At 37.3% G+C, this 14308-nt stretch carries 9 protein-coding genes; 1 reads left to right on the forward strand and 8 read right to left on the reverse strand.

What is annotated here, in order from left to right; genetic code table 11:
• Window positions 1-13: 13 nt before the first annotated feature.
• From ACMGDK_RS16845 to tsf, 3 genes are all read right to left on the reverse strand, one after another.
• Window positions 14-2857 carry a T9SS type B sorting domain-containing protein gene (locus tag ACMGDK_RS16845; protein ID WP_436809021.1) on the reverse strand — a complete coding sequence of 948 codons (2844 nt, stop codon included), beginning with the start codon at window positions 2855-2857 and terminating at the stop codon, window positions 14-16.
• Between the two features lie 138 nt (window positions 2858-2995).
• On the reverse strand, window positions 2996-5851 hold the full coding sequence (locus ACMGDK_RS16850) for a T9SS type B sorting domain-containing protein (RefSeq protein ID WP_436809022.1): 2856 nt from the start codon (window positions 5849-5851) through the stop codon (window positions 2996-2998).
• 284 nt (window positions 5852-6135) lie between these two features.
• On the reverse strand, window positions 6136-6963 hold the full coding sequence (gene tsf / locus ACMGDK_RS16855; protein ID WP_436809023.1) for a translation elongation factor Ts: 828 nt from the start codon (window positions 6961-6963) through the stop codon (window positions 6136-6138).
• Between the two features lie 142 nt (window positions 6964-7105).
• Between tsf and ACMGDK_RS16860 the strand changes: the two genes are divergently transcribed.
• Window positions 7106-7861, forward strand: a complete 756-nt coding sequence (locus tag ACMGDK_RS16860; protein ID WP_436809024.1) for a DUF6759 domain-containing protein — start codon at window positions 7106-7108, stop codon at window positions 7859-7861.
• 66 nt (window positions 7862-7927) lie between these two features.
• Here ACMGDK_RS16860 and ACMGDK_RS16865 read toward each other — a convergent pair whose 3' ends face one another.
• The 5 genes from ACMGDK_RS16865 to ACMGDK_RS16885 form a co-directional block, all read right to left on the reverse strand.
• Window positions 7928-8884, reverse strand: coding sequence for an acetyl-CoA carboxylase carboxyltransferase subunit alpha (locus ACMGDK_RS16865; protein WP_116014568.1), 957 nt, complete (start codon window positions 8882-8884; stop codon window positions 7928-7930).
• Between the two features lie 48 nt (window positions 8885-8932).
• Window positions 8933-10660, reverse strand: a complete 1728-nt coding sequence (gene gltX / locus ACMGDK_RS16870; RefSeq protein ID WP_436809025.1) for a glutamate--tRNA ligase — start codon at window positions 10658-10660, stop codon at window positions 8933-8935.
• Between the two features lie 129 nt (window positions 10661-10789).
• Window positions 10790-11698, reverse strand: coding sequence for a glycosyltransferase family 2 protein (locus ACMGDK_RS16875; protein WP_436809026.1), 909 nt, complete (start codon window positions 11696-11698; stop codon window positions 10790-10792).
• Window positions 11699-11731: 33 nt separating this feature from the next.
• Window positions 11732-13297 (reverse strand): hypothetical protein, encoded by a 1566-nt coding sequence (locus ACMGDK_RS16880; RefSeq protein ID WP_436809027.1) that lies wholly within the window; start codon window positions 13295-13297, stop codon window positions 11732-11734.
• A complete protein-coding gene (locus ACMGDK_RS16885) occupies window positions 13294-14271 on the reverse strand; it encodes a WaaS/CpsH family glycosyltransferase (RefSeq protein ID WP_436809028.1) in 978 nt (325 codons plus the stop codon). The genes ACMGDK_RS16880 and ACMGDK_RS16885 overlap by 4 nt, the downstream gene beginning before the upstream one ends.
• Window positions 14272-14308: the final 37 nt, after the last annotated feature.

The following is a 14308-nucleotide window of genomic DNA, read 5'->3' on the forward strand; positions in this document are numbered from 1 at the left end:
TATTTTTCAGTATTTACTCTCTGCTTTTTACTAAAATCCAGCCTGTATATTTTACAGCAGTCTGTTTACCAGCAGGTTCATTCCAATGGATCTCAAACCAGTAATTTCCGGTAGGAACTCTTTTGCTGCCACCCAAAGTACCATCCCATTTATAACCGTTTGATTTATCTCCCTGGAATATTTTGCTTCCATATCTGTCAAAAATAGTGAATTCCAAATCTTTTTTGCCTGATAATAATGAATAGTCAAGGACATCATTTACCCCGTCTTCATTAGGGGTAATAGCATTGATTAGATTAGGAATGGTAATTTCTACTTTTATTGGATCGCAGTTGTAACTGTCTTTTACATATACGGCAGATATTCCTCTTGCCACATCTGTAAATATATTGGAATCCTGCCATTGGATATTATCTATTGAATATTGATATGGAGGGGTTCCGCCTATTGCATACACAGTAACTGTGGTGCTCGAAATATCAATATTGGAAATCACCGGCTGCTCGGAAGCATATACTTTCACCGTCTGAAGCGTAATACAATCGCCGGTTTTCAACTTTACCCAATAGGTTCCTACGCCGACATTTTGGATGGATTGTGTTGTAGCCCCCGTACTCCATTCGTAACCGTTGAAACCAGGACCGGCATCAAGTGTTGTTTTGTCTTCTATACAAATGATCTTGTCAACAAGAAAAGTAGATTTTACAGGTGGAAGAACAGTAAGTGAAACTTCTGCAATTCTGTAACATCCGTTGGCATTGATTACTTTTACATAGGCAACCCCGGTAGGAGCAATATAATTTGCCGGATTTAGAATTTCATTCGTACTGTTGTGAGCATCTGTAGGAGAAGGATAATATTTTTTGATAACTCCCGGCTGTACGGTTACTGAAGCGTTAGTAAGATTAAATAATCCTGTAGCCGGATTTGCTTCCAGATAACATGTTCTTAAAGAGGCATTGGTAACAATAGGACTCTCAGAAATTGTTAAATTTAATGTTACTTCCTCGCAGTCCGTAAAGTCAGGATTATTTCCACAAAATTTATAAACAAAAGAATCGGGGCCTACATAATTGTAAGCAGGAGCATAGCTGATAACGCCTGTGGCAGGGTCAACTACCGCATTACCGTTAACAGGTGGGGTCACAATGATTACGCTGCCCGGAACTACAGACTGTGTAGAATTTGTAAATGTTGGAACAATCAGCTTAACGCCGTCGCACACCGTTTCGTTCAATGTAGTTTCCGTAAGGCAAGTGAATACTTTATATACCGGAGTAGTTATCGGAGGACATGAGCCTACCGTAATTTTTACAGTATAATTACCCGACTGTGTAGGAATATAAGAATTGGCTACCGCTCCGGTAATAGGAGTGCCGTTTCTATACCACTGATAAGAATCAAAGCTGTCATCTACTTCCAATACGATTCCCGGAATGCAGTCGCCAGTCTGTTTGGCAATGACAGGAATAGAAGAGAATCCTGCAAAATATCCGCCATAACCTACTACGCCACTTCCTCCGGAGATTCCTGCTGTTACCGCTTTTGAAGAGGTGATTGTTACATTTCCGGTAACGTTTGGTACGGAATAGGACACCCAGGATGAAGTTCCTGATACAGGATATGGTCCCTGAGCAGCAGGAGGGGGAGCTCCGTTCACAGTAACTGCGGCTCCTGTTTCTGTCAGGATATTTAATTTAACACTGTTGGTTGTAGGTGGAAGAATATTAATATTTCCTATTTCATCGATTCTTCTTGGAAGATAACAGTTCAAAGGCGGAATATAATTGAACCCGATAGTAGCGTTACTCGTTGCAACACCTGCGAGTAGCTGGTACACATAAACATTTTTTGTTGTTTTAATGTACATGTTGTAGTGGTTATTCCCCTGATTAATGTAATTGGTATTGGATAACTTATTCACTCTGTAGCTTTCTCCTTCATTCAGTGTGATTACGGGTGTTGCACCATTGTTAATGAATACCTGTGTACCGCCTTCAGTGGCTACAATCAGGGCATCTTCCATTCTTTCACTGATATCTCCGTTTCCTTTTACAAGAACGAATTCGTTTCCCAGTCTGTCCGTAGGAACGGATTGGTCCATGACGATATCTGCCCCATCAAAAAATCCACCTGGTGGAATAATGGCAAATTGGCCGTTGAAATTCCCGTTGGTCACAGAAATAGGTTTGTCTGCTTCTATTTTAGCACCGATAAAGCCTTCTTTGTTTCCTGCTTTATCACCAACTCCTTCAATAATGTAGGATTGGCCTTTATTGAGGGTAAATGTCAAAGAAGGATTGGTCACACCAGTCCATCCGTTGGTAAATATAACGTCGGGAGAATAGTCTGAAACAGTAACAATAGTATTGTCCTCTGTGGCCATCACTCCGGTAGTAAAATTCAGGGCCACTATAGGATTTTCTATAGGCGAAACTACCGCATAAAACTTTTTGCCGATCCCTGCTTTTCCTTTAGATGTAAGAATTTCTCCATGGCTGCTTACAGAAAATCTCAAGGTTGCAAAATAAGGTTTTGTTCCTTTTGTATATATTCCTTTGCTTATGGGAGTGAACAGTTCAGAAGTATTACCGGTAATAATGCTTCCTAACGGAATTGTAAATGTCTGGGGAGCTCCTTTGGAGACGGTCACTGTTCCCAGCAGAGTATTATTACTGTAAATTTCTACAGGAAAAGGGGTAGTGGAGTCTGTAGAGAAATATAAAGCCTGTTGTGGATTTATAATATTTGTACTTCGGGCCGCCATAGGGGCAAACCAATGCTCCGTATCTCTCTGCCCAAAAAGTGAGTTAGCTGTTGTGAACAGCAAAAGAAAAGTGAGTAAAAAATATTTCATTTATTAGGAATTTAGGATTGTCGCAAAAATAAGAGAATATTTAATGTGGGATTATAAAATGTTTAAAAAAAATATTGATTTGTTTCAAAAAAAACCGCGATTTCAAGTCGCGGTTAATTATTTGTTGACAGAAATAGCTTATTCAATGTTTTTAACTAAAATCCATCCTGTATAGTGAATAGGAGTTTTTTCTTTGTTAGTCTCATTCCAGTTGATATGATACCAATAAGTTCCTGTTAGCAGTTTTTTGTCATAATGTTTTCCGTCCCACTTGTAATTATTGAATTTGTTTCCGGTAAATACCATATTCCCGTATCTGTCATATATTACAAAAGAAAGATTTTCCTTATAAGCTAATTCGCTATAGTCTATAAAATCATTTTTATTATCACCGTTAGGAGTAATGGCATTTAATAAATTAGGAATCGTTACTTCCACTGAAGTAGGATCACAATTGTAAGTATCTTTTACATAGAAAGTATGCTGACCTCTTGTAAGTCCTGTAAATACATTGGAATCCTGCCAGTTAGAAGGTGAATCTACTGCATATTTATATGGAGCTTTTCCTCCGTTTACAATTACTGTTGCTGTTGTGTTAGAAATTTCGATTTTAGTGATTACCGGATCTTCAGCTTTTCTTACTCTTACAATCTGAGGCAGCAAACATCCGTTTTTGCCCAGAATTACAGAATATTCTCCAATACCTACATTTTGAATAGAAGATGTTGTAGCTCCGGTATTCCATAGATATGAGTCATATCCAGGACCCGCATCCAGATCTGTCGTGGCGTCTGCACAGATAAACTGGTCAACAAGAAGTGCTGATCTTTTTATCGGAAGAGCAATCAGCTGAATTTTTGCATTCGCTGTACATCCTTCGTTAGTTGTAACTTTTACATACACAAATCCTCCGGTAGACGGATAGTTCTGGGGAATCGTGATTTCGTTAGTCCCGGCAGTAAGATCAGCCAATGTTGGATAATATTTTTTAATTACTGCATTATAGTCAGTAATGCTGGCTTTAGTAAGATCGAAATAAGCATACGGATCTACATCATACTGGCATGCTGAGATTATTGCATCTCTCACTACGAATGGTACAACAGTAAGATTTAAAGTAACCTGTTCACAGTCTATAAATTCAGTAGCATTACCACAGAATTTATATACAATCTTATCCGGTCCATAATAATTAGTAGTAGGAGTGTAGGTAATTGTTCCGTTTGGATTTATTACAGCGGTACCATGTGCCGGTGGAGTAATAATCACCAGCGTACTTGTTACAGGAGTCTGTGTTGAAGATGTAAACGCCGGCGTAATTATCTTTGTAGAACATGCATTCAGTGTTTGCGTAGTAAGTTTTAAACAGGTAAATACCTTATAGATTGGGGTAGTAACGGGTGGGCATGTACCCATTGTTACTTTTACCGTATAGTTTCCGGAAGTTGTAGGTGAGAACGTATTGGTTGTTGCCCCTGCAATAGCTGTTCCGTTTAAGAACCACTGATAGCCTTCATAAGTATCATCCACTTCAAGTACAATACCGGGAGCACATTCTCCGGAACGCTTGGTAATTACCGGGATTGAAGAGAATCCTGCAAAATACCCGCCATATCCTACAGCACCACTTCCTGCAGAAATACCTGCAGTAACTGCTTTTGTGGAAACAACCGTAACATTCCCTGATATGTTGGGAATAGAATAAGATACCCATGCTGTAGTTCCTGTTGCAGGGAAGGGGCCCTGTGTAGCTGGAGGAGTGGTTCCATTTACTGTTACAGTCGCTCCTGTCTCAGTAAGGATATTTAATTTTACATTTTTTGTACCACTTGAAAAAGTTTCAGGAAGTTGATTGATCAATCCTATCTCATCGATTTTTTTGGGCAGGAAACAGTTCAAAGGAGGAATGTAATTGAATCCTTCTGTTGCCGTACTGTTCGGAAGACCAGCCAGAAGCTGATATACATATGCATTTTTAGAGGTTTTGATATGCATATTGAAATGAGAATTTCCCTGATCAATGTATGGAAATACATAAGTATTACCCGGTCCCTGACCTACTCTTACCCATTCTCCTTCATTCAGGGTTTGGACAGGAGTGGTAGATCCATTGAGGAATACTTGTGTGTTATCTTCAGTTGCGATGATCAGTGCGTCTTCATCACCGTCATTGTTGTCTCCATTTCCTTTTACAAGAACGAATTCGTTTCCTAGTCTGTCTACAGGAACGGATTGGTCCATGATAATATCAGAGCCGGCGGAACCTGCACTTGGAGGGAGTGCAAACTGTCCGTTAAAGTTACCGTTAGTAATTGATACAGGTTTATTAGACTCTATTTTAGCACCGATGAAGCCGAAGGCATTGGTTCCGTTATTTTCTCTGCCTTCTATAATATATGCCTGCCCTTTATTAAGGGTAAATGTAAGTGTTGGTGCAGTAGTTCCTGTGCTGCCGTTAGAGAACTGTATCCCTGAATCATATCCGGAAACAGTAACCGTTGTATTATCTTCTGTAGCCAAAACACCAGCTGTAAAGTTCAAAATGTGGGTGTTTTGCCCGGTCATTGGAGAGGATGCAGCATAGAATTTTTTTCCAATACCTGCTTTGCCTTTGGAAGTTAATATTTCCCCGTGGCTAGTAACACTAAATCTGAAATTAGCGTAATATGGTTTTGCTCCTCTAGTATAGATTCCCTTACCGATTGGTGTAAACATTTCAGCTGTATCCAATGTAATCATTGTAGATGTGGTAATATCAAATGTTTTAGGATCGCCTTTCATGATAGTCACTGTTCCAAGTAGTATATTATTGCTGTATATTTCTACAGGAAATGGTGTTGCAGAATCTGTAGAAAAATATAACGCCTGTTTAGGACTGCTGAGAGCATTCGATTTAGCGGCCATGGGAGCAAACCAGTGTTCCGTATCCCTTTGCGCAAAGAGTGTATTAATTGATAAAAGAAGTAATACTAAGCTGAGTAGAAATCTTTTCATGTGTGTGGAATTAGGATTTCTACAAATTTAAAATAATATTTGAAATAGTGTTAAATAAATACAACAAAAGTTAAAAATTAATCATGATTTTTAATTAAAAGCCATCAGGAATATGAAACTGGTAATCTCGTATAAGGCTCTGCTCAGGTGATCATCTACTGATAAGAAGAGTTCTTCCGTTTACTTTTTCCGTTTCATATATAGTTATTATCAACTTGATCCGGTATAACACATAAAAAATCCCGGTGAATTTCACCGGGATCAGTATTTTCTTTGAAAGATAATTAAGTTAGGCTTACTCTTACAAATCCTGTTACTTTAAGGTCTCCGTTTACAGATTTTACATAGTCAGCAACAGAAATACTTCCGTCTTTAATGAAAGACTGGTGTACCAATGTGTTGTCTTTGTAGAATTTCTGCATTTTACCTTTAAGGATATTGTCGATAATGTTCTCTGGTTTACCTTCTTTTACAAGAAGTTCTCTTTCGATTTCTAATTCTTTATCGATAGTTTCCTGAGAAACTCTGGTTTCATCCAAAGCGATAGGGTTCATCGCAGCAACCTGCATAGAAACAGATTTAGCAACTTCGTCAGCTCCGTCTACCTTAGCAGAAAGGGCAGTGATAGCAGCAATTTTGTTTCCGGCGTGGATGTAAGCTCCCAAGAATGGTCCTTCGATTCTTTCGAAAGCTCCGATCTCGATCTTTTCACCGATAACACCTGTCTGCTCAATTAATTTCTCAGCAACAGTCATTCCGTGGAAATCTGTAGCTAAAAGCTCTTCTTTAGTAGCCGCGAAGATCGCCATTTCAGCAAATTCGTAAGCCAGCTCAATGAAAGCTTCATTTTTTGCAACGAAGTCAGTTTCGCAGTTTAGAGAGATTACCACACCTAAAGTGTTGTCCTCGTTTACTCTAGCGATTACCGCACCTTCAGAAGATTCTCTGTCAGCTCTGTTTGCAGCTACTTTCTGTCCTTTTTTTCTAAGGATATCTACTGCTTTTTCGAAGTCTCCTTCTGCTTCAACTAGAGCTTTCTTGCAGTCCATCATACCTGCACCTGTCTGGTTTCTTAATTTCGCTACGTCTGCAGCAACTGGTGTATAAGACATAATATCTATTATTTTTTTATTTATGATTAGTATTAATTTTTAGCTTAATTTTAAAGCAGTGCAAAGATAATGATTTTAATGATAAACTAAAAAATGACTTTTCACGTTATTGATATATTTAATATTATTTAAGACTTGATTAATGAAAAAAATCTTTCTACTTATATTTCTATGCATTTTTACCTTAGGTTTCTCTCAAAAAAAGAAGAAATCGAAATCCAAAGCTGTTGTAGAAAAAGAAACTGTAATTATCTATACAGAGCAGGATGCCGAAGCTTCGAAAGAGGCCAGAGTGATTGCCGGTTTTCTAAAACAGAATCCCGGACACGCCAAAACGGATTATTTTAAAAGAAAACTGATTGAAATGATCATGGCCGATAATTCTCCTGAAGCCAAACCTACGATTAAGCCGATCAGTAAAGAGAAAATAGAAAAAATTGTTCAGAATAATGAGCTTAACAGCGGTAAGGTAGTAGCGGTCAATAAAACATCTGCTGAAAATAAGAACACGGATAAGGTAAATGATGCTATAAAGGCTTTGAAAGAAGAGAGACTGGCAAGCGTTGGTTCCACAAGTTCCGCAAAAACTGCCGGGGTTGCCAAATCAGAACCTAGTGAAGCCCATAAAAAAACGGCAGCAATGCTTACCCACATTTTTAATAATGATATGAATAAGAATGAGGCTTATGTCAATATCAAGAACAGATCAAGCTGTAACCTGATCGTAAAAATAAGCGGAAAAAAATACTATAATCTAACTGTTCCGGCAAAAGGACAGAATTTTATCCTGATAGATAAAGGTGAATATGTACTGACTACAATGGTGTGTGATGCAAAATATTCTTCGATCAAGAAAGTTACTCAGGATATTGAAATTGCCCTTAATGTAGCTGATTAATTAAGTAAGAAGAAACTAAGCTATAAATAAAAACGGTTAAGAAATCTCTTAACCGTTTTTATTTTTTTATCCTTTAAACTGTCCCATTGCAATGAATTTCTCCTGCCTTTGGGTTTCAAGTTCCTGTCCTGAGAATTTTGAAAAAGCTTTGATATTCTGTAAAATTGAATTTTTCAGATTCAGGTAAGCTGTTTCCGGATCATATTGAGCGCCTCCAAGTGGTTCTTCAATAATACCGTCAATGAATTTTTCTCTTAAAGCATCTTTCGGAGTAAGATTTAATGCGTTGGCCGCATCTTCCTTGTGATCCCAGTTTCTCCATAAGATAGAAGAACAGCTTTCCGGTGCGATTACAGTGTACCACGTGTTTTCAAGCATGTATACTTTGTTTCCGACACCTATTCCCAAAGCTCCGCCGCTCGCTCCTTCACCAATAATATAAGTGAAAATCGGAGTTTTAAGCTGAACCATTTCGAAAATATTTCTGGCAATGGCTTCACCCTGTCCTCTTTCTTCAGCTTCTAATCCAGGATAAGCTCCCGGAGTATCTACTAAAGTCACTACAGGGATTTTAAATTTCTCAGCAAGCTTCATCAGTCGTAAAGCTTTTCTGTATCCTTCAGGATTAGGCATTCCGAATCTTCTGTACTGTCTTTCTTTGGTGGTTCTCCCTTTCTGGGTTCCTATGATCATTACTTTCTGACCATCCAATGTCGCCAAACCGCCGATCATTGCAGGGTCGTCTGCGAAATTCCTGTCGCCGTGAAGTTCCAGAAAACTTCCTTTATCTACCATTCCGTTGATATAGTCAATTGTATAAGGACGATCAGGATGACGGGATAGTTGTACTCTTTGCCAAGGGGTAAGATTTTCGTAGATTTCTTTTTTCTTTTCCAAAATCTTATCCTCAATCTGGCTGCATGCTAATTTTACATCAACACCACTTTCTTCTCCTACTAAAGAACAAGTCTGAAGTTGATCCATCAGATCTTTTATAGGAAGTTCGAAACTTAAATATTCCATTTCTTGAAGTAAATTAAATCTTTCAAATTTATGAAAAATTATGAAAAACTATTTAAAATTATTGATAGCATTGTTTATTCGGGAGATACTTTCCTCTTTTCCAATCAGTTCCATGATATCCGGAACATCAGGGCCTTTCAGTTCTCCTACTAGAGCCAAACGTAGTGGCATCATCACTTTTCCCATCCCCAGGCCTTTGTTTTCCGCGAAATCGTGGACTGTCTGCTTCAGTATTTCTGAGGTAAATTCAGTGGTAGCAAAATTTTCAGCTAATTCCCCTAAAACAGTAGAAGTTTCTTCGTTCCAGGCTTTTTTTGATGCTTTTTCCTCATAAGAAACCGGACCTTCGAAGAAAAATTTTCCGTTTTCATAAATATCTTTAGGAAAGGTAGCTCTTTCTTTCATCAAACCGATGATCTTTATTAATTTTTTATCAGAAGCATCAGCCAGGTTAAGGCCTGTATCTTTTAACATTTGAAGAAGATCTTCGTCAGATTTCATCTGGATATACTGATGATTAAACCATTCGGATTTTTCTTTGCTGAATCTGGCACCTGCCTTATGCACCTTGTGAAGATCGAATTCTTTGCCCATTTCTTCCAGTGACAGAATTTCTTTATCATCTGAAGGAGTCCAGCCTAACAGGGCAACCATATTGATGAATGCGTCAGGAAGATATCCGTTTTCTCTATATCCTTTGGAAATAGCTCCCGTGGAAGGATCTTTGAAATCCAGCGGGAATACAGGGAATCCAAACTTGTCCCCGTCTCTTTTGCTTAGTTTTCCGGAAAGCCCTTTCTTTAAAAACTGCTTTACAGAAGCTGTTAATGGGTTATCTTTATCGTTCTCGGCCAGCATTGATTTAAATCTTGGACTTTTTACTTCTGCAAAGAATGATTTGATAAGCTCTGCTGATTCATCAAAGGAAAACTGGCTGTTTTTCAAGACAAATTCTTCTGCAAAAGATTTTGTGATGCTGTCGATATTATCTTTATTAATTAGAGTTGATACATCAGGCTTCAGGATTAAAGACAGGTGGGCAAACTGAGGAGCTTCCCAGCCCATAGCTTCATATAATAAAGTGTGAAGCCCTAAAGATGGCAGCCATTCTTCTCCACGGATCACGTGGGAAATTTCCATTTCATGGTCATCAATGATGTTGGCAAAATGATAAGTAGGCATTCCGTCGTTCTTTACAAGAACTTTATCGTCCAGTGTATTGGTGTTCACGGAAGAATTCCCGCGGATGATATCCTGAAGGTTTAATGTTCTGTCAACCGGCATCTTGAATCTTACCACGTAAGGTGTTTTTTCATCCAGTAATTTCTGAACCTCCTCTTCGGAAAGGGCAATACTGTTTCTTAGTCGGTTTCTGGTTTTGTTGTCATAAGAGAAAACATTTCCTTCAGCTTCGAACTCAGCACGGATGGCATCCAGCTCTTCAGGCGTGTCAAAAGCGATGTAGGCATAGTCTGTTTTCAGTATCTGTTCTGTATATCTGTCGTAGATATCCCTTCTTTCAGACTGTCTGTAAGGTGCAAATTTTCCTCCTTTCTTAGGACTTTCATCAGGAACGATTCCGCACCATTCTAAAGCTTCTTCTATATAGTCTTCAGCTCCTTCTACATATCTTGCCGTATCCGTATCTTCGATTCGAAGCACAAATTCACCACCCTGGTTTTTGGCAAAAAGATAATCATATAATGCGGTTCTTACGCCTCCCAAATGCAAAGGTCCGGTAGGACTTGGAGCAAAACGAACTCTTACTTTCTCCATTTCAATAAAAATTTTGTGCAAATTTACTTAAAATTATACGTTTTAAGGATTATTTACATTCCCGTTATTGGTTTTTTTGATTTTAGACAGTAAAAAGGATGAAGTGAAAATTCACTCCATCCTTTTTATTTATTTTTTAAGCATCAACAGTTTAAAGAACAGAACAGGGTTTTTATACTTAATTCTGTACTTTTCTTTTTTCCATTCCGTTTGCAGCCTTTTTTTCTCAGATTCAGAATGTGTTTCTGATAAAAGGATTTCGTACTTGAAATGAATAAGTTTAAGCCTGTATTTTTTATAAAGCTCCTGATCTGCTTTTATGTAATCAATGTATTTATGGGTCACTTTTTCATAAGAATCTTTCATCAGCTTCCAGTTTCTCGAAAGGCTGGTGGAGAGGATTCTGTAATAAAATAATTTTTTGTTGAGAAACCCAATTTTATAGCCTTTGGACGTCAATCTCAGATTCATATCCCAGTCCTCAGTATTGATATTTTCATCAAACGGATACTCCACGAGAAGCTCTCTTTTTACAAATGTTCCTACATTGGCCGTTTTATTTTCGGAAACGTTTTCATGGAAAAAATTATTAAGGGTATCTATGATCTGTTTTTTCTCTTTCGGAGCATAGGCATCTGTCATTTTCTCTTCCGATTGGTAATATTTATAGCCGTCCGAAAGAATAAAGTCTACCGGATTTTTCTCAATATATAATACTTTTTCTGAAAGATGGTCTTCTGTAAACCAGTCATCTCCCGAAAGTATGGAGATGTATTCTCCTGAAGTATGGGAAACTGCAATGTTAAGGTTTTTTGCTACGCCGAAGCTTTCGGTATTCCTGATCATCTTATAATGTTGACCGAATTGGGAAAGCACGCGCTCTGCATTTTCAAAAGTCTTATCCTTTGAAGCATTATCCAGAAGAATAATTTCATAATTGGGATAGGTCTGCGAAATGGCGGACAAGCATGCCTGCTCAATGAACTTTTCATGGTTCATGGTGATGATGATGAGGCTTACAAGCGGCAGGTTATTCATTGTTTAAAGATACTGATTTTAGATAGGATGAGTTTAATTACCGTAAATGGTAAAATATTTTGTCTTTTTGATTGCTTTTTTTTGTTTCATAAGTTCAAGGGTTATTGAACTGACAAAGAAGCCCTCTTTATAGTAATGCAAGAGATTATTATCTACTGCTATTGTGTTTGTTTTTAATTTTTGAAGATCAGATTTCCAGCTTGGATATTCAACATCCATTTCCCATGATGCCCGGTTTAAAAAGCTTGTGTTAACAATATCCAAAAGAGGAGAAGCAGGTAAGAATATAATATCTTTATGTATTTTATGTATCTGTTGTGCCTCCAAAATATAGGAATGTTCTTTTTCTGAAACCAACAGGCTTGAAACAGCAGGAACGTTTTTAATAAAAACATGTTTAGATGTAAGACTTTCAGAATGATAAGGGTACTTACCTCTATATATTGAAAAAACGGTTAATATAATTCCCCATAAAAGTATGAAAAATCTGTCTTGCTTTTCTATGAATTTATAAAGAAGAATTAAAATAAAAAAGGCAGGTGTATTATATCCCCACGATATAGAAGAGCACCATCCGAGAAACAGCAATAAAAATATAAATTTATTTTGCCGTTCATACTTTAGAAATAAGATAAATAAGATGGCATATAAAACATAAGTTCCCTTGAACTGCCCGTCATTAAAAAAAGGATATATGATAAAGACAGGCAATACAGCCACCAATACTAGTTCAAATACTTTTCTGTTAATGCTTATAAAATAGATCAGGACCAATGAAAGGATATAAAGTATGGTGTGAAAGTTCTTTTCAAAAGAAAAGTAAGGAGCTATGCAGCCCTCATACACATAAGATGGCGATGCAGGTTGTAAGACCTGTTCTATAAATAAATTGAAATTTTCAATAATCCGATACTGAAACAGTATTGCAATGAAGAATAAAAAAGAAGGAATAAAGAGGTATAGATCTTTTTTTGTAATCACAAATTTTTTAAAAAGATCAAAAAGGATAATGATTGATGCTCCCAGTCCGAAAATAACAAACGATTGCTTGGTGAGTGAAGCGAATGCAATAAAAAGGAGTGAACTCAGATACCATTTTTCTTTATAAAACAGCAAAGCAAGCACAGCAAAGAAAATTCCATCTATAGTATGCCAGGGCATAATAGGGAAGGTATGAAGAAAGCATAATACCAGAAATATGGTAGTCTGTAAATCTTTCTTTCCAAAGATAAGCTTCTGTATGACATAACAGATGATAAAGCTTTCTAGAATAACAAGAATCCTGGAGATTAAAATTAAATAATCAAACTGCAACGGAATAAACTTGAGCAGGTAATCCCAAAAAATAACGCCAAAAAAAGGGCGGATAAAATCGTAATCTTTATAAATAATCTGCCCTGCTTTCAATCTTTCTACTGCAGATAACTGAAATCCTAAATCAGCCTGATTGATAGAGTAAACACATATGAAAGCAAAATATAGACCTGATAAAAATAACATTCCATAGCTGAAAATCTGTTTCCTATTATCATTGGGTTCCGAATTCATACCTGTCATATATTCCCTGGTTACAATAAGTACATTTTTTATTTCTTTCATGAATTCAGTTTAAATACAGTGTTCACCCAATGGTCAAGAGTATACTTATTATAAACTTCTTCAGGCAGCTTTTCGTATGGTGTGGTGAAAAAATCTTTTTTCAGATTACGGAAATTCTTATCCAGCACCAAAATATTATTAGGATTGTAAAAATCATACGTTTTGATTGTAGGATTATCCGTAATAATCTTCTTTTCCAGCGCCATGGCTTCAAATATCCTGAAGCTCAGTCCTGTCTGGTCAGCACGCATCAGGTCAAGGATAGCCTTAGTATTCTTATAATAGGCGGGCAGTACATGATGAGGTATCTTTTTTCTTCCGAACTTTAAAATATCAATATTCTTCTTATCAATGATCTGGTTCAGTTTATTTTTCCAGCCTTTTTTACCAACCATATAAACCTCGAACTTTATTTTCATCGGATGTATGCGGTTGATCAACAGATTCAGCGCAGAAAGCCTTTTTTGATCATAAGACGTGATGTAGAAAAGATCCAGCTTCGGGCGCTGCTTTTCAGCTGGAATATGGTCGAGGTAATTATAATTGGTGATCTTTTCGAATCCGAAGTTTTTTACATCTTCATCATCAAAAGAAAATATCGTGTCAAAATAATGAAGAAGGTGGGTCGCCGGATTCCGGGCCATGCTGTCATACAGGTATGCGATGTTCCGGTCCGCGTATTCCCTGATTTTTTGGTGGATACTTTCGTCAATAGCCTCAGGATTGATAACCAGGATCTGGTCCTGTGGTCCTATCTTTTCCAGAGATTCCAGTATGAAACTTTGTCTTTTGTGATATTTGGGGTTTTTACCCAGAAAAATTTTGCTGAAAGTGTTTTTTATACGCTCTCCGGTATTTTTGTGGGTAAAGGCTCCGATGTTGATATGGCATGCTTCAATGCCTTTATCATTCAGTTTTTCCACTATGTGTTCATCATAATGCCAGAAATCGAAGCTGATTAAACAAATTTTCATACTGCAAAAATAAAAATTTCATGATCAAACTGATTAT

The sequence above is a fragment of the Chryseobacterium hilariae genome (genome assembly GCF_051400735.1).
GTDB lineage: Bacteria > Bacteroidota > Bacteroidia > Flavobacteriales > Weeksellaceae > Chryseobacterium.

Excerpts from the sequence above, each read along its gene's own strand:
- gltX (WP_436809025.1), bottom strand. The coding sequence starts at position 10,660 with ATGGAGAAAGTAAGAGTTCGTTTTGCTCCAAGTCCTACCGGACCTTTG.
- ACMGDK_RS16850 (WP_436809022.1), bottom strand. The coding sequence starts at position 5,851 with ATGAAAAGATTTCTACTCAGCTTAGTATTACTTCTTTTATCAATTAAT.
- ACMGDK_RS16860 (WP_436809024.1), top strand. The coding sequence starts at position 7,106 with ATGAAAAAAATCTTTCTACTTATATTTCTATGCATTTTTACCTTAGGT.
- ACMGDK_RS16845 (WP_436809021.1), bottom strand. The coding sequence starts at position 2,857 with ATGAAATATTTTTTACTCACTTTTCTTTTGCTGTTCACAACAGCTAAC.
- tsf (WP_436809023.1), bottom strand. The coding sequence starts at position 6,963 with ATGTCTTATACACCAGTTGCTGCAGACGTAGCGAAATTAAGAAACCAG.
- ACMGDK_RS16865 (WP_116014568.1), bottom strand. The coding sequence starts at position 8,884 with ATGGAATATTTAAGTTTCGAACTTCCTATAAAAGATCTGATGGATCAA.
- ACMGDK_RS16875 (WP_436809026.1), bottom strand. The coding sequence starts at position 11,698 with ATGAATAACCTGCCGCTTGTAAGCCTCATCATCATCACCATGAACCAT.
- ACMGDK_RS16880 (WP_436809027.1), bottom strand. The coding sequence starts at position 13,297 with ATGAAAGAAATAAAAAATGTACTTATTGTAACCAGGGAATATATGACA.
- ACMGDK_RS16885 (WP_436809028.1), bottom strand. The coding sequence starts at position 14,271 with ATGAAAATTTGTTTAATCAGCTTCGATTTCTGGCATTATGATGAACAC.